General features: G+C 67.9%; 23 protein-coding genes. 6 read left to right on the top strand and 17 right to left on the bottom strand.

Features of this window, described 5'->3' with window-relative positions; translation table 11 throughout:
• Nucleotides 1-51: 51 nt before the first annotated feature.
• From ACFDTC_RS11255 to ACFDTC_RS11230, 6 genes are all read left to right on the top strand, one after another.
• On the top strand, nt 52-1,572 hold the full coding sequence (locus ACFDTC_RS11255) for an EAL domain-containing protein (protein ID WP_375258971.1): 1,521 nt from the start codon (nt 52-54) through the stop codon (nt 1,570-1,572).
• 144 nt (nt 1,573-1,716) lie between these two features.
• A complete protein-coding gene (yidC, locus tag ACFDTC_RS11250; protein ID WP_375258970.1) occupies nt 1,717-3,540 on the top strand; it encodes a membrane protein insertase YidC in 1,824 nt (607 codons plus the stop codon).
• Nucleotides 3,537-4,286, top strand: coding sequence for an MOSC domain-containing protein (locus tag ACFDTC_RS11245; protein ID WP_375258969.1), 750 nt, complete (start codon nt 3,537-3,539; stop codon nt 4,284-4,286). Before yidC ends, ACFDTC_RS11245 begins: the two co-directional genes overlap by 4 nt.
• Nucleotides 4,283-4,936, top strand: coding sequence for a ribosome biogenesis GTP-binding protein YihA/YsxC (gene yihA / locus ACFDTC_RS11240; protein WP_375258968.1), 654 nt, complete (start codon nt 4,283-4,285; stop codon nt 4,934-4,936). Before ACFDTC_RS11245 ends, yihA begins: the two co-directional genes overlap by 4 nt.
• A gap of 48 nt (nt 4,937-4,984) precedes the next feature.
• Nucleotides 4,985-5,872 carry an acetylglutamate kinase gene (argB, locus tag ACFDTC_RS11235; RefSeq protein ID WP_375258967.1) on the top strand — a complete coding sequence of 296 codons (888 nt, stop codon included), beginning with the start codon at nt 4,985-4,987 and terminating at the stop codon, nt 5,870-5,872.
• Between the two features lies 1 nt (nt 5,873).
• The gene (locus ACFDTC_RS11230; protein ID WP_375258966.1) at nt 5,874-6,362 is read left to right on the top strand and encodes a histidine phosphatase family protein; all 489 of its coding nucleotides are present in this window, start codon (nt 5,874-5,876) and stop codon (nt 6,360-6,362) included.
• A gap of 30 nt (nt 6,363-6,392) precedes the next feature.
• Here ACFDTC_RS11230 and ACFDTC_RS11225 read toward each other — a convergent pair whose 3' ends face one another.
• From ACFDTC_RS11225 to ACFDTC_RS11145, 17 genes are all read right to left on the bottom strand, one after another.
• Nucleotides 6,393-7,178 (bottom strand): amino acid ABC transporter ATP-binding protein, encoded by a 786-nt coding sequence (locus tag ACFDTC_RS11225; protein ID WP_375258965.1) that lies wholly within the window; start codon nt 7,176-7,178, stop codon nt 6,393-6,395.
• A 12-nt stretch (nt 7,179-7,190) separates the two neighbouring features.
• Nucleotides 7,191-8,489 carry an ABC transporter permease subunit gene (locus tag ACFDTC_RS11220; RefSeq protein ID WP_375258964.1) on the bottom strand — a complete coding sequence of 433 codons (1,299 nt, stop codon included), beginning with the start codon at nt 8,487-8,489 and terminating at the stop codon, nt 7,191-7,193.
• 4 nt (nt 8,490-8,493) lie between these two features.
• Nucleotides 8,494-9,714: an amino acid ABC transporter permease gene (locus ACFDTC_RS11215; RefSeq protein ID WP_375258963.1), complete on the bottom strand. Its 1,221-nt coding sequence runs from the start codon at nt 9,712-9,714 to the stop codon at nt 8,494-8,496.
• Between the two features lie 137 nt (nt 9,715-9,851).
• Nucleotides 9,852-10,868 (bottom strand): amino acid ABC transporter substrate-binding protein, encoded by a 1,017-nt coding sequence (locus ACFDTC_RS11210; protein ID WP_375258962.1) that lies wholly within the window; start codon nt 10,866-10,868, stop codon nt 9,852-9,854.
• Between the two features lie 167 nt (nt 10,869-11,035).
• On the bottom strand, nt 11,036-11,767 hold the full coding sequence (locus ACFDTC_RS11205; protein ID WP_375258961.1) for an ATP12 family chaperone protein: 732 nt from the start codon (nt 11,765-11,767) through the stop codon (nt 11,036-11,038).
• Complete coding sequence (locus ACFDTC_RS11200) at nt 11,764-12,453, bottom strand: HAD-IA family hydrolase (protein WP_375258960.1); 690 nt, start codon at nt 12,451-12,453, stop codon at nt 11,764-11,766. Before ACFDTC_RS11200 ends, ACFDTC_RS11205 begins: the two co-directional genes overlap by 4 nt.
• A complete protein-coding gene (locus ACFDTC_RS11195; RefSeq protein WP_375258959.1) occupies nt 12,450-13,493 on the bottom strand; it encodes an RluA family pseudouridine synthase in 1,044 nt (347 codons plus the stop codon). The genes ACFDTC_RS11200 and ACFDTC_RS11195 overlap by 4 nt, the downstream gene beginning before the upstream one ends.
• On the bottom strand, nt 13,490-13,864 hold the full coding sequence (crcB, locus tag ACFDTC_RS11190) for a fluoride efflux transporter CrcB (protein WP_375258979.1): 375 nt from the start codon (nt 13,862-13,864) through the stop codon (nt 13,490-13,492). The genes ACFDTC_RS11195 and crcB overlap by 4 nt, the downstream gene beginning before the upstream one ends.
• 79 nt (nt 13,865-13,943) lie before the next feature.
• Entirely contained in the window at nt 13,944-15,239 is a 1,296-nt protein-coding gene (locus ACFDTC_RS11185) for a replication-associated recombination protein A (protein ID WP_375258958.1), read from the bottom strand.
• A 131-nt stretch (nt 15,240-15,370) separates the two neighbouring features.
• Nucleotides 15,371-15,790 carry a 50S ribosomal protein L17 gene (gene rplQ / locus ACFDTC_RS11180; RefSeq protein ID WP_375258957.1) on the bottom strand — a complete coding sequence of 140 codons (420 nt, stop codon included), beginning with the start codon at nt 15,788-15,790 and terminating at the stop codon, nt 15,371-15,373.
• Nucleotides 15,791-15,967: 177 nt separating this feature from the next.
• The gene (locus ACFDTC_RS11175; protein ID WP_375258956.1) at nt 15,968-16,984 is read right to left on the bottom strand and encodes a DNA-directed RNA polymerase subunit alpha; all 1,017 of its coding nucleotides are present in this window, start codon (nt 16,982-16,984) and stop codon (nt 15,968-15,970) included.
• Between the two features lie 121 nt (nt 16,985-17,105).
• Nucleotides 17,106-17,501, bottom strand: coding sequence for a 30S ribosomal protein S11 (gene rpsK / locus ACFDTC_RS11170; RefSeq protein ID WP_089883741.1), 396 nt, complete (start codon nt 17,499-17,501; stop codon nt 17,106-17,108).
• A gap of 15 nt (nt 17,502-17,516) precedes the next feature.
• Complete coding sequence (rpsM, locus tag ACFDTC_RS11165) at nt 17,517-17,885, bottom strand: 30S ribosomal protein S13 (RefSeq protein ID WP_375258955.1); 369 nt, start codon at nt 17,883-17,885, stop codon at nt 17,517-17,519.
• A gap of 280 nt (nt 17,886-18,165) precedes the next feature.
• On the bottom strand, nt 18,166-18,804 hold the full coding sequence (locus ACFDTC_RS11160) for an adenylate kinase (protein ID WP_375258954.1): 639 nt from the start codon (nt 18,802-18,804) through the stop codon (nt 18,166-18,168).
• Nucleotides 18,801-20,168, bottom strand: a complete 1,368-nt coding sequence (secY, locus tag ACFDTC_RS11155) for a preprotein translocase subunit SecY (RefSeq protein ID WP_375258953.1) — start codon at nt 20,166-20,168, stop codon at nt 18,801-18,803. Before secY ends, ACFDTC_RS11160 begins: the two co-directional genes overlap by 4 nt.
• A 108-nt stretch (nt 20,169-20,276) precedes the next feature.
• Complete coding sequence (gene rplO / locus ACFDTC_RS11150; protein WP_375258952.1) at nt 20,277-20,744, bottom strand: 50S ribosomal protein L15; 468 nt, start codon at nt 20,742-20,744, stop codon at nt 20,277-20,279.
• A gap of 215 nt (nt 20,745-20,959) precedes the next feature.
• On the bottom strand, nt 20,960-21,341 hold a 382-nt coding region (locus tag ACFDTC_RS11145; protein ID WP_375258951.1), incomplete at its 5' end, for an MBL fold metallo-hydrolase.

Here is a 21,341-nt window from a genome sequence, read left to right as displayed (position 1 = left end):
ATGACGCGCGGAAATTCGAGATCGGGCAGGATCAGGCAGGGGTTCGGCCGCGTGCTGCGCGTCAGGCACCTGTTGCGCCACGCCCTGCGCGGCCCGCAGGCGCTGGCCTTCGTGCCCGCATTGACCCTGGCAGCCTTCTGGCTGGGGGGCGAGACGATGCTGGTCGTTTTCGCCCTCGGGCTGCCCGCGCTGTACCTGCTGGCCGGCTGGGGGACCGCCGGGCCGGCCCCCTCCGCGGCCGAGCAGCAGGCGGACATCGTAGACACCGCCGCCGCGCGCACCCTCGTCGACTCCCGCGTGCGCGAGGCCGAGGCGGCGGGCCTCGGCACCGCCTGCCTGCTGTTCGAGGTCGACGGTCTTGCCGAAGTCGCGCGCAAATCCGGCGATACCGATGCCGAACCGCTGCGCGAGCTGATCCTGATGCGCCTGCGCGGCCTGCTGCGCCGTGGCGACAGCGCGGTGCGGATCGGCGATAACCGGTACATGGTGCTGGCCGCCCCCTCTCCGCGTCTTGACCTCGAAAGCCTGCTGCAGATGAGCGCGCGCCTGCAATCCGCGGTCGAGGAACCGGCGTCGAGCGACGCGACGATGCGCCAGTTCGCCGCCAGCGTCGGCTTTTGCGCCACGCCCCGCCTGCCGGGCACGCCGACCGGCGACAGGCTGTTCGACGCGGCACGGATCGCGCTGACCGAGGCGGCGCGGCAGGGCCCGTCGGCCATCCGCGCCTGGTCGGACACCATCGCCGAGGATCACCGCACTCGACGTACGCTGACGACCGAGCTGCGCGCGGCGCTGGAGAACGGCCAGATCCAGCCGTGGTTCCAGCCGCAGATCTGCACCTCGACCGGAGACATCAGCGGGGTCGAGGCGCTCGCCCGCTGGATTCACCCCGAACGCGGAATCGTGCCGCCCGCGCAGTTCCTGCGTTGCTTGGAAGAGGCGGGGTTGCACGAACGCCTGACGGAAATCGTGCTGCAGCACAGCCTGAACGCGCTGCGCAGTTGGGACGACACCGGGATCCACGTCCCCCGCGCCAGCGTGAACATCGCCCGCGGCGAACTCGCGTCCACAAGCCTCGTCGAACGGATCGAATGGGAGCTGGACCGCTTCGGCCTGACGCCTGCGCGCCTGGGCATCGAAGTGTCCGAGGGCACGCTGGGGATCGGCCGCGACGCGCGCATCGTCGAGAATCTGCTGGCACTGGGCAAGACGGGCTGCTTCCTTGACCTCGACGATTTCGGCTCCGGCCAGGCGCCGCTCACCGCGCTGACGTCGCTGCCCTTCGACCGCATCAAGATCGACCGCAGCCATGTCAGCCGCGTCGACCGGGACGAACGCCAGCGTCGCATGCTGGCGGGCATTCTCGGCCTGGCCGAGCGGCTCGAGATCGACACGCTGGCCGAAGGGGTCGAAAGCGTGGGCGAACACGCGCTGCTGGCGCAACTGGGCTGCGGGCACGTCCAGGGCTTCGGCATCGTGCGCGCCATGCCCGCCGACGAGCTGGCGGAATGGTCGCGTGGCCACCGCGCCCGGATCGCTGATGCGCAGCGCCTCGGACGCGGCACCCCCTGACGCGACGCAACCCTGCGCCACGGGGCCCGGCCGCGTCGAAGTGCCGTGCCGCCGCTTTGGCCGTCGGGGTCGAATCCCCTTGACCTTCGGGGACTGCGCGGGTTGAACCGCGAGCAGTTTCTCAAAGGAAAAGCGGCTGTCCCCATGGACGATCAGAACAAGAACCTGCTCATCGCTACCGCGCTCAGCTTCGCGGTCATCCTGGTCTGGTTCCTGCTGTTCCCGCCGCCGGAGACGCCGACCGACCAGACCGCTCCCGCGGGCATCGAGTCGGTCGAGACCGGCGAGGTGACGCCCGGCGTCGCCACCGGCCCCGCCACGGCCCCCGGCACCGCCCCATCGGGCGAGACCACGGCCGTCGAACCCGCCGCCGAGGCCCCGCGCGTGGCGATCGACACGCCGCGGCTGTCCGGCTCGATCTCGCTGCTGGGCGGGCGCTTCGACGATCTCAAGCTGAAGGACTACAACGTCACGACCGACGAGGACTCGGACATCGTCCACCTGTTCGACCCGGTCGGCGATCTGACGCCCTATTACGCGCTTTACGGCTGGGCCCCCGGCGCCGGCGCCGCCCCCGAGAACGTGCCGGGCGCCAACACCCCGTGGGAGGTGGTCGAGGGCGGCACACTGACCGTCGAGGATCCGGTGGTCATGCGATGGGAAAGCCCGTCGGGCCTGATCTATCGCCGCACCGTGTCGGTCGACGACGACTACCTGTTCACCATCGCGCAGTCGGTCGAGAACACCGGAGACAGCACGGTCTCGCTGGCGCCCTATGGCATCCTCGCGCGGCACGGCCAACCCGAGGATCTGAAGAACTTCTTCATCCTGCACGAGGGCGTCATCGCCATGGCCGACGGCGAGCTGGCCGAGATCGACTATGACGACATGACCGATTTCGACGTCGTGCCCAGCGAGGGCGCGCGCGCCGAGGTCACGCAGGTGGCGCAGGACGGCTGGATCGGGTTCACCGACCACTACTGGATGGCCACGCTGATCCCCGCCGCCGGCACCGCCTTCAAGCAGGTCGCCAAGTACGACGAGGCCCGCGACATCTACCAGACCGAATCCGTCATGCCGACGATGCAGGTCGCCCCCGGCGAGACGCAGGAGATCACCCAGCAGCTCTTCGCCGGCGCGAAGGAGTGGGAGACGATCCGCGAGTACCAGGCCGCCGGCATCGACCGTTTCGTCGACGCCATCGACTGGGGCTGGTTCTTCTTCCTGACCAAGCCGATCTTCGCCGTGCTGCACTACCTGAACGCCACGATCGGCAACATGGGCTGGTCGATCATCTGCCTGACGCTGCTGATCAAGGCGATCCTGCTTCCGCTCGCGTACAAGTCCTACGTGTCGATGGCGAAGATGAAGGAACTCCAGCCCGAGATGGAGAAGATCAAGGAGCGCGCCGGCGACGACCGCCAGAAGCTCCAGCAGGAGATGATGGGCCTCTACAAGAAGGAAAAGGTGAACCCCGCCTCGGGCTGTCTGCCGATCCTGCTGCAGATCCCGATCTTCTTCTCGCTCTACAAGGTGATCTTCGTCACGCTCGAGCTGCGGCACGCGCCGTTCTTCGGCCCGTTCCAGGATCTCGCCTCGCCCGATCCGACGTCGATCTACAACCTGTTCGGTCTGCTGCCCTGGGGCGCGCCCGAGCCGGGCAGCCTGCTGGCGCTGATCTTCATCGGCATCCTGCCGCTGCTGCTGGGCGTCTCGATGTGGCTTCAGCAGAAGCTGAACCCGGCGCCGACCGACCCGACGCAGCAGGTGATCTTCGCCTGGATGCCGTGGGTCTTCATGTTCATGCTGGGCAGCTTCGCCAGCGGTCTCGTGGTCTACTGGATCGCCAACAACGTGATCACCTTCACGCAGCAATACGCGATCATGCGCAGCCAGGGGTACAAGCCCAACGTGCTGGGCAACATCACGTCGAGCTTCCGCAGGCGCGGCAAGGAAACGGGCAAGTGACCGTCACGGTCGCGTCGCTCTGGCGCCACCCAATCAAGGCCCATGGCCGCGAGGGGGTGACGCGCCTGGACCTCAAGGCGGGGCAGACCGTGCCGTGGGACAGGGTCTGGGCGATCGCGCACGAGACATCACAGGCGGACGGCGCGACCTGGGTGCCCTGCGCGAACTTCAGCCGCGGCGCCAAGGCGCCCGCGCTGATGGCGGTGACCTGCACGCTGGACGAGAACACCGCGACCGTCACCCTGCGCCACCCGGACCGGCCCGACCTGACGGTCGCGCCCGACGACGCCGAGGACGCCGCGCGCCTGATCGACTGGGTGCGCCCGCTGATGCCCGAGGGGCGCGCCGCCTCCACCCGCGTGGTCCGGGCGCGAGAACGCGGCATGACCGACAGCGATTTTCCGTCGGTCGCGCTGTGCAGTCTCGCCTCGCACCGCGCGGTCGAGCAGCAGTTGGGCCAGCCTCTGTCGATCCAGCGCTGGCGCGGCAACATCTGGCTGGACGGCCTCGCCCCGTGGGAAGAGTTCGACCTGGTCGGGCAGGACATCCGGATCGGCGACGCGGTTCTGCGCGTGCGCGAACGCACCGGCCGCTGCAAGGCCACCACAGCCAACCCCGACACCGGCGTGATCGATGCCGACACGCTGGGCGCGCTCAAGACCTGGGGTCACACCGACTTTGCCGTCTATGCCGAGGTGATCGCGGACGGCAAAGTCGCCTCCGGCGACACGGTGACCCGCGCATGAGCACCCTGCCCTTCCCACTGGCCGAGACGCCGGACGAGGCCGCGGCCGAGCGTGGCCGCCTGCTGTTCGCGGGCGAGGTCACCTTCGTCAAGGGCGTGGTGGCGATGGACGGCCTGCCGCCCGACGACCGGACCGAGGTCTGCTTCGCCGGCCGCTCGAACGTGGGCAAGTCGTCGCTGATCAACGCGCTGACCGGCCGCAAGGCGATCGCGCGCGCGTCGAACACGCCCGGCCGCACCCAGGAAATCAACTATTTCGCGCTCGGCGACAGCCGCTACCTGGTCGACCTTCCCGGCTACGGCTATGCCAACGCGCCGCTGCCGAAGGTCGAACAATGGCAGCGCCTGCTCAAGGCGTACCTGTCCGGCCGCGCCAGCCTGCGTCGCGCCTTCGTGCTGGTCGACACGCGCCACGGCGTGAAATCCGTCGACGAAGAGATCATGACCCTGCTTGACCGCGCGGCCGTGCCCTTCCAAGTAGTGATGACCAAGGCCGACAAGGTCGGCCGCGCCGAACAGGACCGCATCCTCGACCAGGTGCGCGGCAAGCTGGCCGCGCATCCCGCCGCCTACCCCGAACTGGTCCTGACCAGCAGCGAGAAGGGCGACGGCATCGCCACGCTGCGCGCGATCATCGCCGGGCTAGTCTAGCCATCGGCCGCAGCGCGCGGCATGGTGCAGACGAAACGCGAGGCCCACATGAGACAACGCAGCATGAACACCGACTGGATCGCAACCGCCCGCACCCTGTCCGAGGCGCTGCCCTACCTGCAACGCTACACCGGCGCGATCGTGGTGGTGAAGTTCGGCGGCAACGCCATGGGCGACGACACCGCGATGGCCGAGTTCGCCCGCGACATCGTGCTGATGCGGCAGGTCGGCGTGAACCCGGTCGTCGTGCATGGCGGCGGGCCGATGATCAACGACATGCTGGCGCGGCTGAACATCAAGTCCGAGTTCGTGCGCGGCAAGCGCGTGACCGACAAGGCCACCATCGAGGTGGTCGAGATGGTGCTGTCCGGCGCGGTCAACAGCCGCATCGTCCAGGCCATCATGGAGCAGGACGGCCGCGCCGTCGGCCTGTCGGGCAAGGACGACGAGCTGATGGTGTGCGAGCCCGACGACCCCGAACTTGGTTTCGTCGGCAAGCCGGTGCAGATGAACCCGCAGGTGCTGCACGACATGTTCGCCGCCGGGATCATTCCCGTGGTGGCCCCGATCGGCACCGGCCCGGACGGGCGCGGCACCTACAACGTAAACGGCGACACCGCCGCCGGCGCCATCGCCGGCGCGCTCAAGGCCGACCGCCTGCTGCTGCTGACGGACGTGTCGGGCGTCAAGGACGCCGAGGGCCGCGTCGTGACCGAGCTCAAGCCCGAGGAGGTCGTGCGCATGACCGAGGACGGCATCATCTCGGGCGGCATGATCCCCAAGACCGAAACCGCGCTGAAGGCGATCTACGACGGCGTGCGCGGCGTGGTGATCATCGACGGCCGCGTGCCCAACGCCTGCCTGCTCGAGCTGTTCACCGAGCACGGCTCGGGCTCGCTGATCCGGGCGTCCAACCTTCCACCCCGCGCCCGCTGAGATGCGCCGCCTGGTCCTGATGCGCCACGCCAAGTCGGACTGGTCGCTGCAGGCCCCGGACCACGACCGCCCGCTGAACGCGCGCGGCATCCGCTCGGCACGCGCGCTCGGCGACTGGCTGCACGCCGAGTCGCTGATCCCCGACGCCGCACTGGTCAGCACCGCACGCCGCACGCGCGAGACATTCGGGCTGCTGGGGCTGGATGCTCCGGCGCGTTTCCTGCGCGCGCTATACGACGCCGATGCCGAGGATATCCTCGACGCACTGCGCGGCGCGTCCGGGTCGACCGTGCTGCTGCTGGGCCACAATCCCGACATCGCCGAGGCCGCCGCGTGGCTGGTGGACGACGCGCCCGAACACGATCGGTTCGCCGACTATCCTACCGGTGCGACGCTGGTGGCGGATTTCGACGTGGACGACTGGCCCGACCTCGCGCCCGGCATCGGGCGGGTCGTGCACTTCGTCATCCCGGCAGACCTGCCCCGCTGACGCGCCGCCATCGCGGCGCGCCGGCCGCGTTCAGTGACCGAGGATCTGGCTGAGGAACAGCTTCGTCCGCTCGTTCTGCGGGTTGTTGAAGAATTCCTCGGGTTCGTTCTGCTCGACGATCTGGCCCTGGTCCATGAAGATCACGCGGTTGGCGACCTGCCGGGCAAAGCCCATCTCGTGCGTGACGCAGAGCATGGTCATGCCCTCCTCGGCCAGCGCGACCATGGTGTCGAGCACTTCCTTGATCATCTCGGGGTCGAGCGCCGAGGTCGGCTCGTCGAACAGCATGATGCGCGGCTGCATGCACAGCGACCGCGCAATGGCGACGCGCTGCTGCTGCCCGCCGGACAGCTGGCCGGGATACTTGTTCGCCTGCTCGGGGATCTTCACCTTCTCGAGGAAGTGCATCGCGACCTTCTCGGCTTCGCGCTTGGGCGTCTTGCGCACCCAGATCGGCGCCAGCGTGCAGTTCTCGAGGATCGTGAGATGCGGGAACAGGTTGAAGTGCTGGAACACCATCCCGACCTCGGACCTGATGCGGTCGATGTTCTTGAGGTCGCTGGTCAGGTGCGTGCCGTCAACGACGATCTTGCCCTTCTGGTGTTCTTCCAGCGCGTTGATGCAGCGGATCAGCGTCGACTTGCCCGATCCCGACGGGCCGGCGATGACGATGCGCTCGCCCCGCCGGACCGTCAGGTCGATGTCGCGCAGCACGTGGAAGGTGCCGAACCACTTGTTCATGTTCTGGATGCTGATCGCGACCTCGTCGCTGACGCGGGCGTCCGTCGGTTGTTCCATCTGAGCCGTTTCGGCCATGACACGTGCTCCTTAACGGTGATCGGTTGCGAGCTGACGCTCGAGCCATTGCGAGTATTTCGAGATCGCGAAGCAGACCGGGAAGAACATCAGGATCGCGAACCCCCATAGCTCCCAGTACACGCCGTTCCATTCGGTCGAGGCCAGGATCGGGCCGCGGATCATCCCCACCAGGTCGAACATAGAGATGATCGAGACCAATGTGGTGTCCTTGAACAGGCCCACGGCGACGTTGACGATGCCGGGGATCGAGATCTTCAGCGCCTGCGGCATGATGATCAGGCGCATAGCCTGCGGGTAGTCGAGACCCAAGCTGTCGGCCGCCTCGTACTGACCCGTGGGCAGGGCGGCGAGGCCGCCGCGGATCACCTCGGCGATGTAGGCCGAGGCAAAGGCGGTGATCATGATGATGACGCGCAGGATCAGGTCGATGTTCGTCTCGGGCGGGAAGAAGTACGCAAGCACCACGTTCGCCACGAACAGCAGCGTGATCAGCGGCACGCCGCGGATGAACTCGATGAAGACGACGCAGATCCACTTGATGATCGGCATCTTCGACTGCCGTCCCAGCGCCAGCAGGATGCCGATCGGCAGCGACAGCGACACGCAGACCACCCCGAGGATGAAGTTCAGCATGAAGCCGCCCATGTTGCGGCTGGCGACCTCGGGCAGCGCGATCAGGCGCGGCAGCGCGTCGACCAGCAGGCCGCCCACGAACCAGGTCAGGAACGCCGCGACGACGCCCGCGCCCAGACCGATGGCGAAGCTGCGCCGCTCGCCCCACGCGAAGGCGAAGTAGGCCGCCACGAAGCCCAGCGCCGCGACGGCGGGCGCCAGGATCGTGCCGCCCCAGATCAGCCAATAGGCCGCGAACGGGTAGAGCGCAGTCACGATCAGCAGCCGCGACGGGATATACATCCAGAACAGCAGCGGCAGCGCCGCGACGAACAGCAGCACGAAGGCCAGCGCCGGGCGCCAGTATTCCTCGGTCGGGTACTGGAAGCCGAACAGAAGCTGGTTCCAGCGTTCGGCCAGCACCGCGAAGCAGCCGCCGGTGGCGCCGTCGAGGATCTCGCGGCACTCGGCCAGCGACGAGGCGTCCCAGATGCCGTTGGCGAACCACGGGAAGGCGCCGATCACCAGCCGCGCGATCAAGTAGATCGCGACGACGGTGAGGATGGCGTTCAGCCAGTCCGGGAACAGGTTCGTGCGGACCCACTTGACGGCCCCCGCCTCGGTGACGGGAGGAGCCTGTTCGGGGATCATCGTGTCCCGGACATAGGCCACGGATTCGGCATGCGTGTCGGACATGGGCTCACCGCTCCTTCAGCTTGATGGCCGAGTTGTAGGCGTTCATCACCGCCGAGATCGCGAGGCTGATCGCCAGGTAGAACAGCATCAGCAGCAGGATGCACTCGATCGCGCGGCCGGTCTGGTTCAGCGTGATGCCGCCCAGCGTGCCGGTCAGGTCCATGTAGCCCACCGCGATGGCAAGGCTGCTGTTCTTGGTCAGGTTCAGGTATTGCGAGATCACGGGCGGGATGATCACCCGCAGCGCCTGCGGCAGGATCACCAGGTTCATCACCCGCTTGGGGCGCAGCCCCAGCGAGGCCGCCGCCTCGGACTGGCCGCGCGACACGGCCAGGATGCCGGCGCGCACGTTCTCGGCGATGAAGGCGGCGGTGTAGATGGACAGCGCGAACCACAGCGCGATGAACGCGCCCGAGATCGGAATGCCGCCCTGCAGGTTGAAGCGGTTGGCCAGCGGGTCGGGGCGGTCCAGCGCGATCGGCTGGCCCAGCACGAAGAATGCGATCAGCACCGGCAGGATCAGGATCGCCAGCGTCGGCCAGCCCGTCGGCAGCAGCTTGCCCGTGTCGTAGAGCAGCTTGGTCGCGTAGCGGCGATAGGCGATGGCCGCCACGATCGAGGCGAGGAACACGCCCAGCACCACCCAGCCCATCGGCTGGAAGACCGGCGCCGGGATGTAGACGCCGCGATTGGTGAAGGCGAACAGGCCCAGCAGCAGGTTGCGCTCGGGCTCTTCGCCCAGGTAGTCCCGCGCCGAGGGCATGGCCGCCGTCATCACGAAGTAGATGATCAGGATCCAGATCAGCACCGGCACGTTGCGGAAGATCTCGACGTAGACCGACATGATCCGCGCGATCAGCCAGTTCTTGGACAGGCGCAGCACGCCCACCACGACGCCGATGATGGTGGCCAGCACGCAGCCCAGCAGCGCCACCAGCAGCGTGTTCAGCGCGCCCACCAGCGTCGCGCGCCAGTGCGTCATCTGGTTGTTGTACTCGATCAGCGCCTGGTTGATGTCGTAACCCGCGGATTGACCGAGGAACCCGAAGCTGATGTTCAGCCCCGCATCCGCCAGGTTGCTCGCGAGGTTCGAGCCCAGATACGCGAAGACCAGGATCAGCGCGATCAGCGCGATCAACTGGAACGTGTACGAACGGTACCGCGTGTCGCTGATCAGCTTGGACAGCTGAAACGACTCCGACGGCGGGTCGGACAAGGTTGCCATGTTTTATTCCCTGGTGGTCCGCACGAAGGTCCTGCCGGCGGTTTGCCCGCTCTGCGGTTGGCATGGACCCGAACTCGGCGTTTCGGATGTCTGATAGAGAAAGGGCGCGGCCGAACCGCGCCCCCCTCCGTCGTATCTTAGCGGAACGGCGGGCTGTAGAGCAGGCCGCCTTCGGTCCACTGCGCGTTCAGGCCGCGCGACAGGCCGATCGGGGTGCTCTCGCCGATGTGCTTCTCGAAGAGCTCGCCGTAGTTGCCGCCGGCCGCGATGGCACGGACGGCCCAGTCAGCGTCGAGGCCGATCATCTCGCCCAGGTTGCCCTCGGTGCCGAGCAGGCGGTTGACCTCGGGGTTGTCGGTGCCCTCGGCCAGTTCCTCGACGTTGGCCGACGTCACGCCGTATTCTTCGGCCGCGATCAGCGCGTTCAGCGTCCAGCGGGCGATGTCGCCCCAGTCGTTGTCGCCGTGCCGGACCAGCGGGCCCAGCGGCTCTTTCGAGATGATCTCGGGCAGGATCACGTGATCGCCCGGGTTCTCGAACGCGGCGCGGGTCGCGGCAAGGCCGGACGCGTCGGTCGTGTAGACGTCACAGGCGCCTTCCAGGTACAGCGGCTGCGCCTCAGCGTTGGTCTCGATCGGGACCGGCTCGTAGCTGATGTTGTTGGCGCGGAAGAAGTCCGCGAGGTTCAGCTCGGTCGTGGTGCCGGTCTGGATGCAGACGGTCGCGCCGTCCAGCTCCTGAGCCGAGGAGATGCCCAGCTCGCGCGGGACCATGAAGCCCTGGCCGTCGTAGTAGTTGATCCCGACGAATTCGAACTTCAAATCGTTGTCGCGCGAGAACGTCCAGGTGGTGTTGCGCGCCAGCAGGTCGATTTCGCCCGAGGCGAGCGCTGTGAAGCGCGTCTTGCCGGTGGTCGGCACGAATTCGACCGCGGTCGGATCGCCCAGCACGGCGGCGGCGACGGCACGGCACACGGCCACGTCGAAACCTTCCCACTCGCCCTCGGCGTTGGGCGCGGCGAAGCCGACAAGCCCGGTGGTCACGCCGCAATTCAGCGTGCCGCGTGCCTTCACGTCATCCAGCGTCGCGGCTGCCGATGCGCCGGCCGCAAGGCCCGCCACCGTCAGAGCGCCGAGAAATACGGATTTTTTCATTTCAACCTCTTCCTGTTTTATCCCGCGTCGTCGCGGTTTAGGAGCCCCCGAAGGGTCTCGTACCTTCCGGGTCCCGGTTCGGTGATCCGGAGTTTGGGCGGATTCAAGCCGGATCGTCAACCCGAGATGCCCGGTATGACGGCAGCCGCCCTCAAAGTGCCGCGAGATCAAGCGCCTCTATCGGACGCGTCGCCCGCGGCCAACCGGTAGAAGCGCGCGGCGTGCAGGAAGGCGTCGTGCTTGATCCGCGCGACCTCCTCGGCCTCTTCGTCCGCGCCCCATTGTTCCTGCTGCCAGGTCTCGTCCAGCCGCGACAGCGCCCACAGCGTCTCGTCGTCGCGGGCGCCGTGCGTGGCGGCGAAACCCAGCACCAGCGACCCGCTCAGCGACACGAGATCGTGAAAGGCCGCCAGCGCGAACGCATCGAGATCATGCACCTGCGCCGCCAGAAGCCGCAGCGCGTCGGGCGCTTGCGGAACGTGCATCACGCCGCTGCGGGCCTGCAGCCGCGCGCCCAACGCCTCCGCCGCCCAGTCGAGCATCGGGTCCCACTGCTCCTGCTGGCGCGCGACCAGCGCGTCGGGCGCCTCGGCGCGGTAGCACAGCAGGTCGGCATCGCCGTAGGCGGCCAGCATGTCGGCGACCTCGGCGCGCTGCGGCACGACCTTGTCGATGGCCGAATTCGCCATGCGCGTGAACGGCATGCTGCCCGGATCGATGAGCTCGCCCTGCGCCATCCACTCGACGGCGATCGCCTCGGCCAGCGGCTGCGTCGGCACGATCAGCGCCGCCTTGGCGGGAGTGCGCACCAGCTTGTCGTCCAGCGTCACGGTATGGCCGCCCTCGGCGGGCACGGTCTGCGCATCTTGCCAGAAGCGGCGCGGGGCCCATTCGCTCATGGTGCGATCTCCAGCATGTCGGTGATGGCGCCGCCGAGCGCCAGCGCGTCCGAGACCACGCGGTCGGCGCCGGTCAGGCGCGTGGCGTCGTGATAGCCCCAGGCCACACCGATCGCCCGCACGCCCGCCGCCTGAGCCATCTCGATGTCGAAGCTGGTGTCGCCCACCATGACGGCGTCGCCGGGCTCGACTCCGGCCTCGGCCAGCGCCGCCAGCACCATCGACGGGTGCGGCTTGGACGGATGGTCGTCGGCGACCTGCGTTGTCACGAAGAAGCGCCCCAGGTCGAGGCTGCCCAGCAGGGCGTCGAGCCCCCGGCGCGACTTGCCCGTGGCGATCCCCAGCAGCACCGAGTCGCTGGCGTTAAGCGCCTGAACCAGCCCGGACATGCCGGGATAGAGCGGCGAGTTCCCTGGCGTGCCGGTGCGCCGCAACTCGGCGTAGCGGTCCTTGTAGGTCTCGACCAGGCGGGCGTGCTCGGTCTCGGTGGCGTCGGGGACCAGCCGGCCCATCGCCTGCGGCAGCGACAGGCCGACGATCTCGAGCACCGCGCCGCGCGACGGCGCCTCGCGGCCGATCGCGGAGAAGGCGGTGGCCATCGACTCGAGGATGTCGGCCTGGCTGTCGACCAGCGTGCCGTCGACGTCGAAGATCACCAGCTTCAGCCTGTCCGCGCCGCCGGTCATCGCAGCTTCTCGAACGGGTCTTCGGCGGCGATGTCCTCGGCCCAGCCGAGGGTTTCCCAGCTTTGCGCCATGTGCTCGGGCAGCGGCGCCGTCACGGTGATCATCTTGCCGGTGACCGGGTGGCGGAACTGCATCCGGCGCGCGTGCAGGTGCAGCTTCTTCGAGATGATGCCCCCCAGCTGCGCGCCCCAGCCGTCGCCCAGGTTCTCCTGTCCCGAGCCGCCATACTTGCCGTCGCCGATGATCGGGTGCCCGATCTCGGCCATGTGCGCGCGCAGCTGGTGCGTGCGCCCGGTCAGCGGCTCCATCGCCACCCAGGACGCGCGGCTCGCGACCCGGTAGAGCGTCGCATAAAGCGTATGCGCGCGCTTGGCGCCGGGGGTCGAGTCCATCTCGGAGGGGTGTACGGCGCGCATCTTCTCGCCCTCGCCGGCCTTGCCGTGGCCGGGCGCCTTCACCAGGCCGTACCGGATCTCGCCCAAGTACGGCACGGGCACGCCGGCGACGAGCGCCCAGTAGATCTTCTGCGTCTGGCGATGGCGGATCGCGGCGGTCAGCCCGGCGGCCACGGCACGCGTGCGCGCCAGAAGCAGCACGCCCGACGTGTCCTTGTCGAGCCGGTGCACCAGCCGCGGCTTGTCCTCGAAATCGTAGCGCAGCGCCTCGGCCAGCCCGTCGACGTGGCGGGTCTGCCCGGTGCCGCCCTGCGTCGGCAGGCCCGGCGGCTTGTTGATCGCGATGATGTGCTCGTCCTTCCACAGAACCGCGTCGCGCATCATCTGCGCGTCGTCACCCGTGACCTGCGGGCGCGACGGCTCGGGCTTGGAGCCCGGCTCGGGCAGCGGCGGGATGCGCACCTGCTGGCCGGCTTCCAGCCGCGTGGCGGCCTTCACGCGGCCACCATCGACGCGCAGCTCGCCCTTGCGGCACATCTTCTCGATCCGGCCCTGCTGAAGCTGCGGGAAGTTGCGCTTCAGCCAGCGGTCCAGCCGCTGGTCGGCGTCGCCTTCGGCCACGGTGATGGTCTGCACGCCGCTCATGAAGCGATCCCCCGGAATAGCGCGAGGCCGGCGAAGAGCGCGGCCAGCGACAGCGCGACCGAGGCCGCGACATAGGCCGCCGCCAGCCCCGCCTGGCCGCGTTCGAACAACGATACCGCATCCAGCGAGAAAGCCGAAAACGTGGTGAACCCGCCCAGCAGGCCGGTCAGCAGAAAGGGCCCCAGCCGGCTTTCGCCCTGCGTCGCCGCGACCACCAGAAGCCCCATCGCGAAGGACCCCGCGACGTTCGCGATCAGCGTGCCCCAGGGAAAGCCCGCACCCAGCAGGCGCAGGGCCGCGATCCCGGTCAGATACCGGGCCGAGGCGCCGAGGGCGCCGCCGAGAGCGACTTGCAGAAGGGGTGTCATGATCGCGCCGTGTCGCGGTTTGCCGGGTCGTTGTCAAGCCAAGGGCTATGGCCCCGCGACCAATCGGGCCCGTCAGAATGCCTCAGGACCCGCGCTGCGCGCGCAGCTTCGCGAAATACTCGAGCCGCTTGCGCAGATCCCGCTCGAACCCGCGCTCGACCGGTTCGTAGAAGGCCGGCCGCTCCAGGCTCTCGGGAAAGTAGTCCTGCCCCGAAAACGCGTCCTCGGCATCGTGGTCGTAAGCGTAGCCCTTGCCGTAGCCCTCGTCCTTCATCAGCTTCGTGGGCGCGTTGAGGATGTGCTTGGGCGGCATCAGGCTTCCGGTCGATTTCGCCGCGCGCCGCGCCGCCTTGTAGCCGGCATAGACCGCGTTCGATTTCGGCGCGAGCGCGAGGTAGACCAGCGCCTGCGCGATCGCCAGCTCCCCCTCGGGGCTGCCCAGCCGCTCGTAGGTCTCCCAGCCCTGCAGGCAGACCGCCTGCGCCTGCGGGTCGGCGAGGCCGATATCCTCGACCGCCATGCGCGTGATCCGCCGCGCGAGGTACCGCGGGTCCTCGCCGGCATCGAGCATCCGCGCGAACCAGTAGAGCGCGGCGTCCGGGTCGGAGCCGCGCACGGATTTGTGCAGTGCCGAGATCAGGTTGTAATGCGCGTCCCCCGATTTGTCGTATTGCGCCGCGCGGCGCATCAGCCGCGTCGACAGCGCGGCGGCATCCAGCGGCGCGTCGATCTTCCACGCCAGGATCTGCTCGACCAGGTTCAGCAGCGCGCGCCCGTCGCCGTCCGCCATGCCGATCAGAGCCGCACGCGCCTGCGCGTCCAGCGGCAGCGTCTTGCCGGTCACCGCCTCGGCCCGCGCGGCCAGCGCCTCGAGGTCCTCGTGCCCCAGCCGCTGCAGCACCAGCACCTGCGCACGGGACAGAAGCGCCGCGTTCAGCTCGAAGCTGGGGTTCTCGGTGGTCGCGCCCACCAGCAGGATCGTCCCGTCCTCCATGTGCGGCAGGAAGCTGTCCTGCTGCGCCTTGTTGAAGCGGTGGATCTCGTCGACGAACAGCAGCGTGCCCTGCCCGTCGCGCCGTCGCGCGCGCGCCGCGTCGAAGACCTTGCGCAGCTCGGCCACGCCCGAGAAGATCGCGCTGATCTGGACGAAGTGCAGCTGCGTCTCGTCCGCCAGCAGCCGCGCGATGGTGGTCTTGCCCACCCCCGGCGGCCCCCAGAACACGATCGACGACAGCGCCCCCGACGCCAGCATCACCCCCAGCGGCGCGTCGGGACCGATCACCTGGCTCTGGCCGATGACCTCGGACAGGGCGGCCGGGCGCAGCCGGTCGGCCAGCGGGCGCGGCGCATCGGCGGTGCGGTCGAAGAGATCGGCCATGGGCGGCCTCGCGCGGTTGGGAACACCGCCCCGATATGTCCGCGCCGGCGCGCCGATGCAAGGCTGCCCCCGAAACGCGAAAGGCCCCGCCAATCCGGCGGGGCCTTTGCGGAATTCCGGTGACGAAGGGCTTACGCCTCTTCGTTCTCCTCGGCCTCGATGCGCGCGCGGTCGGCGGCGCCCTTGGCGTCTGTGTCGCGGTCGACCAGTTCGATGATCGCCATCGGCGCCATGTCGCCATAGCGGAAACCAGCCTTCAGGACGCGGCAATAGCCGCCCGAACGCTCGGCGTAGCGCGGGCCGAGCACGTCGAACAGCTTGGCGACGTCCTTGTCTTCCTTCAGCTGCGCGGCCGCCTGGCGGCGGGCGTGCAGGTCGCCGCGCTTGCCCAGCGTGATCAGCTTGTCGATGACCCGCTTGAGTTCCTTGGCCTTGGGCAGCGTGGTCTTGATCTGCTCGTGCTCGATGAGCGAGCCGGCCATGTTGGAAAACAGCGCCTTGCGGTGCTCGTGGGTGCGGTTGAGGCGGCGATAGCCTTTTGCGTGACGCATGTGTCTTACTCCGTCTGCCCTCTACGGGCGGTTTTGCTTTGTCCGGCCACCGATGCGTGTCAGCGGCTCACCTTGGGGCGCGATGCCCGGTCTGGCCCGTCCGCCGCGCAGATCGGAGCGCGGCGGGTGGGTGGGTGGGGCCCGCTCCGATCTGCGCGGCGACGGGCCCCTTCTTGCTCAGAAGCTGTCTTCCAGCTTCTTGGCCAGGTCCTCGATGTTGTCCGGCGGCCAGTCCTCGACGTCCATGCCGAGGTGCAGACCCATGCCCGACAGCACTTCCTTGATCTCGTTGAGCGACTTGCGGCCGAAGTTCGGCGTGCGCAGCATCTCGGCCTCGGTCTTCTGGATCAGGTCGCCGATATAAACGATGTTGTCGTTCTTCAGGCAGTTGGCCGAACGCACCGACAGTTCCAACTCGTCCACCTTCTTGAGCAGGAGCGGGTTGAATTCCAGCCCGTCCTCGTCTTCCTGGCGGCTGGCCGCCTCGGGCTCGTCGAAGTTGACGAAGATCGACAGCTGGTCCTGAAGGATGCGCGCCGCGTAGGCGATCGCGTCGTCCGGCGTGACCGAGCCGTCGGTGTCGATCTTCATCGTCAGCTTGTCGTAGTCCAGCACCTGGCCCTCGCGGGTGGGCGTGACATCGTAGCTGACGCGCTTCACGGGCGAGTAGATCGCGTCGATCGGGATCAGCCCGATGGGCGCGTCCTCGGGCTTGTTCTTGTCGGCCGACACGTAGCCCTTGCCGGTATTCACCGTCAGCTCCATGTAGACTTCCGCGCCCTCGTCGAGGTGGCAGATCACGTGATCGCGGTTCAGCACCTCGATCCCGTTGCTCTCGCTGATGTCGCCGGCGGTGACGACACCGGGGCCCTTGGCGTTGATCGACAGGCGCTTCGGCCCCTCGACCTCCATCCGCAGGCTGACCTGCTTGAGGTTGAGGATGATGTCGGTGACGTCCTCGCGGACGCCCGCCACGGACGAGAACTCGTGCAGGACGTTGTCGATCTGCACGCTGGTGATCGCGGCGCCCTGAAGGCTCGACAGCAGGACGCGGCGCAGCGCGTTGCCCAGCGTCAGGCCGAAGCCGCGCTCGAGCGGCTCGGCGATCAGCGTCGCCTGCCGCGTGGGGTCCGCGCCCGGCTTGACGTCAAGCGCGGTCGGCTTGATCAATTCGGCCCAATTCTTATGGATCATGCTGCTCCCTCCATTCCTGCCCCGCCGCCCATGTCCGTTAGCGGCGAGACGCCCGAGGTTCAAAAAAACGTGTCGGGGACGGGCTAAAACAGCCCGCCCCCAAGGTCGGAAATCCGGAAGATCAGACCCGGCGGCGCTTCGGCGGACGGCAGCCGTTGTGCGCGATCGGCGTCACGTCACGGATCGACATGATGTTGAAGCCGACGGCCGCCAGAGCGCGCAGCGCGCTTTCGCGGCCCGAGCCCGGGCCCTGCACTTCGACCTCGAGGGTCTTCATGCCGTGCTCGGCGGCCTTCTTGCCGGCGTCTTCTGCGGCCAGCTGGGCTGCATAGGGCGTCGACTTGCGCGAGCCCTTGAAACCCATCGTGCCGGCGGACGACCAGGAGATCGCGTTGCCCTGGACGTCCGAGATCAGAATCTTGGTGTTGTTGAAGGTCGAGTTCACATGCGCCACGCCCGTGGCGATGTTCTTCGAGACCTTCTTCTTGCCGGCGGTGCGGCGAGTATCGCGTGCCATATCTGTGTGCCTCCCTTACTTCTTCTTGCCGGCAATGGCCTTCGCGGGGCCTTTGCGCGTGCGAGCGTTGGTGTGCGTGCGCTGACCGCGCACGGGGAGGTTGCGACGATGGCGCAGGCCGCGGTAGCTGCCCAGGTCCATCAGGCGCTTGACGTTCATCTGCACTTCGCGGCGCAGGTCGCCTTCGACCGTCAGGTTCGCGTCGATGTGTTCGCGCATGGCAAGCACTTCGGCGTCGGACAGCTCGTTGACGCGGCGGGACTCGTCGATGTTGACGGCCGCGCAGATTTCCTTGGCGGCGGCGGGGCCGATGCCGTGGATGTAGGTGAGCGCGATCGGAACGCGCTTGTGGGTCGGGATGTTGACGCCGGCAATTCGTGCCACGTAATCTTCCTTTTCGTTGCGAGCCCGTAACGCCAGGCCCTTTTTTCACAACTACGGCCCGAGGCGGGCGCCGTCGGGCTTTGCTGATCGGATCGGTCCGCGGCATGGATCAAGCCACGCCGAAACACTTTAACTCTTGCTAGAGATGCCGGTGCCTAGGAGGATTCGATTCCGCCGTCAAGGGCAAAGCGCGCGGGGCCGGGAAATGGCCTCGGCGGCGCGCCGGGACGGTGGCGGGCGGCCGCGCGAAGCACTCCGCACGGGCCCGCGCCGCAGCCCCTCAGGTCAGCTTGGCGTTGACCGCGGCCTTGACCGACTCGATGTCCGCCAGGCCGTCCACGACCTCGTGCTGGCCCTTGACGTAGTAGTAGCCGATCAGCGGCGAGGTCTGCTTGTAGTATTCCATCAGCCGCTTGCGCAGGCTTTCCTCGTTGTCGTCCGCGCGGCGCTTGAACTCGGTCCCGCCGCACTTGGCGCACTTGCCGTCCTCAGGGATCGGCTTGGTCGTGTCGTTGTAGACCTCGCCGCAATTGGCGCAGGTGGACCGTCCGGCGATGCGCTGCACCAGCGCCTCGTCGTCGACGCGCAGCTCGATCACGTGGTCGACCTTCTGGCCTTCCTCCTGCAGCAGCTCGGCCAGCGCGTCGGCCTGCGGCAGCGTGCGCGGGAAGCCGTCGAAGATGAAGCCGCGGCCGCCGGCCTCGAGCTTCTCGCGGATCAGGCCGATGACAATCTCGTCGGTGACCAGCTCGCCGCGCGCCATCACCTCGGCGACGCGCTTGCCCATCTCCGTGCCGCTTTCCTTGGCCTCGCGCAGCATGTCGCCGGTCGACAGCTGCGTCAGCCCGTGTTCGTCGACCAGGAACTTGGCCTGCGTGCCCTTGCCCGCCCCCGGCGGTCCGAGAAGTATGATGTTCATCGTCTGGCCGGTGCCCCCCGTTTCTTCCGCCCCTTGCCCTTGCCGCGCAGCTGCGACTTCTGGATGAGGCCTTCGTATTGATGCGCCAGAAGGTGGCTCTGCACCTGCTGGATGGTGTCCATGCCCACGCTGACCACGATCAGCACCGAGGTGCCGCCGAAGTAGAACGGAATGGCATATTGCGCCCGCAGCACCTCCGGCAGCATGCAGACCGCCGCCAGGTAGGCCGAGCCCAGCACCAGCACCCGGCTGACCACGTATTCGAGATACTCGGCCGTCTTCTTGCCGGGCCGCACCCCGGGCACGAAGCCGTTCTGGTTCTTGAGGTTGTCGGCCACGTCGTCGGGCTTGAACGCCACGTTGAACGTGTAGAAGTACGCGAAGAACACGATCATGCCGGCGAAGAACAGCAGGTAAAGCGGCTGGCCGGGGCCGAAATACGCGAGGATCGTGGACATGACCGGGCCGGACGTGCCCTCGCCCGCGAAGGTCGAGATCGTCGTCGGCAGGAGCAGCAGCGAGCTTGCGAAGATCGCCGGGATGACGCCCGCGGGGTTGACCTTGACCGGCAGGTGGCTGGTCTGCGCCTGGGTCATCTTCATGCCGACCTGGCGCTGCGGGTACTGGATCGTGATCTTCCTGAGGGATCGCTCCATGAACACCACGAAGGTGAACAGGGCCGCGACCATCAGGATCACGCCCACGATCAGCGCCGGGCTGATCGCGCCCGAGCGGCCGCTCTCGAAGAACTGCGCCAGCGCCGCCGGAACCTCGGCGATGATGCCCACGTAGATGATCAGCGAGATGCCGTTGCCGACGCCGCGGCTGGTGATCTGCTCGCCCAGCCACATCAGGAACATGGTGCCGCCGACCAGCGTCAGCACGCAGGACGCGCGGAAGTACCAGCCCGGATCGGTCACGAGATCGCCCGCCTCGAGGCTGACGGCCAGCCCGTAGGCCTGGAAGGTCGCCAGCAGCACCGTGCCGTAGCGGGTGTACTGGTTGATCTTCTTGCGCCCCTGCTCGCCCTCTTTCTTCAGCTGCTCGAGCCGCGGCACCATCGCCGTCAGCAGCTGCACGATGATCGAGGCCGAGATGTAGGGCATGATGCCCAGGGCGAAGATCCCCATGCGTCCCAGCGCGCCGCCGGTGAACATCGACACCATGCCGGCGATGCCGCTGCCCGCCTGGTCGACGAAGTCCCGCAGCGCGCCGCCGTCGATGCCCGGAACGGGCAGGAAGGTGCCGATGCGGTAGACGATCAGCAGGCCCAGCGTGAACAGGATGCGGTTGCGCAGGTCTGTGGCCTTGCCAAGCGCCGACCAGCTTGTGTTGGCGGCCATTTGCTCTGCTGCGGATACCATGCGGATCTCTCTGTCAATGAAACGCCGCCGAGCGCGTCCCGGCGTCGGCGGCGTTTACGGGAAAACTGTGGGCAGATGTAAGCGGGCCGAGACCCGCTCACAACCCGTTTATTCCGCCGCGGTCTTGACCGACAGGCTGCCGCCGGCCTTCTCGACCGCGTCGATCGCGGCCTTGCTGGCGCCGGTGACCGACAGCTTCAGCGCGGTCGTCAGCTCGCCCTTGGCCAGCACCCGGATGCCGTCGCGCTTGCGGCGCACGGCGCCCGAAGCGACCAGCGCATCCTCGTCCAGCTCGGCCTTGGCGTCCAGCTTGCCCGCGTCGACGAACTTCTGGAGGATGCCCAGGTTCACCACCGCGTAGTCACGCCGGTTGTAGTTGTTGAAGCCGCGCTTGGGCAGACGCTGGTAGAGCGGCATCTGGCCGCCCTCGTAGCCGTTGATGGCCACGCCCGAACGGGATTTCTGACCCTTGATACCACGGCCACCCATCTTGCCCTTGCCCGAGCCCGGGCCACGTCCAAGCCGCTTTTTCGTGCGGGTGGCGCCGTCGTTGTCGCGCAGTTCGTTGAGTTTCATGTCGCTTCTCCTTCGCCGGATGCAGCCCCGAAGCGAACTGGGCTGCCCACGGCATGGTGTTGATACGGATTCGGCCCCGAAAGGGGCACCGGGGGCGTATAGCCGCCGCCGCCCGTCCGTTCAAGGCCTCCGAAAGCACGAGGGGGCGCGACCGATCGCGCCCCCCCCCCTGGTCTTGATGCGATCCTCGCGCACGCGGGCGCACAGGCCGGCCGTCAGCCGTCGAGCTCGCCAGGCGCGTACCATTCGCCCATCATCACCTCCGACGCGTCGCCGACCATCTCGGCGAAGGCCTCGGGGTCCTGCGTGCCGCCGTCGCGGCCGCGGTAATGGTACGGGTAGACGTAGGTCGGCGCGAATTCCTGCACCGCGCTGGCAGCGGATTCGGCGTCCATCGTGAACGGCAGGTTCATCGACACAAAGGCCAGGTCGATATCCTCGAGCGCGCGCATCTCGGGGATGTCCTCGGTATCGCCCGAGATGTAGACGCGGAAATCGCCCATCGTCAGCACGTAGCCGTTGTCGCGCCCCTCGGGATGGAAGTCGGTGCGCCCCTCGGTGATGTTGTAGGCCGGGATCGCGTCGATGGTCACGTCC

This window comes from Citreimonas sp., assembly GCF_042096055.1.
In the GTDB taxonomy this organism is placed as follows: Bacteria; Pseudomonadota; Alphaproteobacteria; order Rhodobacterales; family Rhodobacteraceae; genus Citreimonas.
This window is presented reverse-complemented; position numbering and strand designations above follow the sequence as displayed.

Bases quoted from the DNA above. Each gene is read 5' to 3' on its own strand.
- yihA (WP_375258968.1), top strand. From the start codon at position 4,283: ATGAGCACCCTGCCCTTCCCACTGGCCGAGACGCCGGACGAGGCCGCG.
- ACFDTC_RS11210 (WP_375258962.1), bottom strand. From the start codon at position 10,868: ATGAAAAAATCCGTATTTCTCGGCGCTCTGACGGTGGCGGGCCTTGCG.
- ACFDTC_RS11175 (WP_375258956.1), bottom strand. From the start codon at position 16,984: ATGATCCATAAGAATTGGGCCGAATTGATCAAGCCGACCGCGCTTGAC.
- ACFDTC_RS11195 (WP_375258959.1), bottom strand. From the start codon at position 13,493: ATGAGCGGCGTGCAGACCATCACCGTGGCCGAAGGCGACGCCGACCAG.
- ACFDTC_RS11220 (WP_375258964.1), bottom strand. From the start codon at position 8,489: ATGTCCGACACGCATGCCGAATCCGTGGCCTATGTCCGGGACACGATG.
- argB (WP_375258967.1), top strand. From the start codon at position 4,985: ATGAGACAACGCAGCATGAACACCGACTGGATCGCAACCGCCCGCACC.
- ACFDTC_RS11160 (WP_375258954.1), bottom strand. From the start codon at position 18,804: ATGAACATCATACTTCTCGGACCGCCGGGGGCGGGCAAGGGCACGCAG.
- rplQ (WP_375258957.1), bottom strand. From the start codon at position 15,790: ATGCGTCACGCAAAAGGCTATCGCCGCCTCAACCGCACCCACGAGCAC.
- secY (WP_375258953.1), bottom strand. From the start codon at position 20,168: ATGGTATCCGCAGCAGAGCAAATGGCCGCCAACACAAGCTGGTCGGCG.
- ACFDTC_RS11230 (WP_375258966.1), top strand. From the start codon at position 5,874: ATGCGCCGCCTGGTCCTGATGCGCCACGCCAAGTCGGACTGGTCGCTG.
- yidC (WP_375258970.1), top strand. From the start codon at position 1,717: ATGGACGATCAGAACAAGAACCTGCTCATCGCTACCGCGCTCAGCTTC.
- ACFDTC_RS11225 (WP_375258965.1), bottom strand. From the start codon at position 7,178: ATGGCCGAAACGGCTCAGATGGAACAACCGACGGACGCCCGCGTCAGC.
- rpsK (WP_089883741.1), bottom strand. From the start codon at position 17,501: ATGGCACGCGATACTCGCCGCACCGCCGGCAAGAAGAAGGTCTCGAAG.
- ACFDTC_RS11185 (WP_375258958.1), bottom strand. From the start codon at position 15,239: ATGGCCGATCTCTTCGACCGCACCGCCGATGCGCCGCGCCCGCTGGCC.
- ACFDTC_RS11215 (WP_375258963.1), bottom strand. From the start codon at position 9,714: ATGGCAACCTTGTCCGACCCGCCGTCGGAGTCGTTTCAGCTGTCCAAG.
- ACFDTC_RS11205 (WP_375258961.1), bottom strand. From the start codon at position 11,767: ATGAGCGAATGGGCCCCGCGCCGCTTCTGGCAAGATGCGCAGACCGTG.
- rplO (WP_375258952.1), bottom strand. From the start codon at position 20,744: ATGAAACTCAACGAACTGCGCGACAACGACGGCGCCACCCGCACGAAA.
- ACFDTC_RS11200 (WP_375258960.1), bottom strand. From the start codon at position 12,453: ATGACCGGCGGCGCGGACAGGCTGAAGCTGGTGATCTTCGACGTCGAC.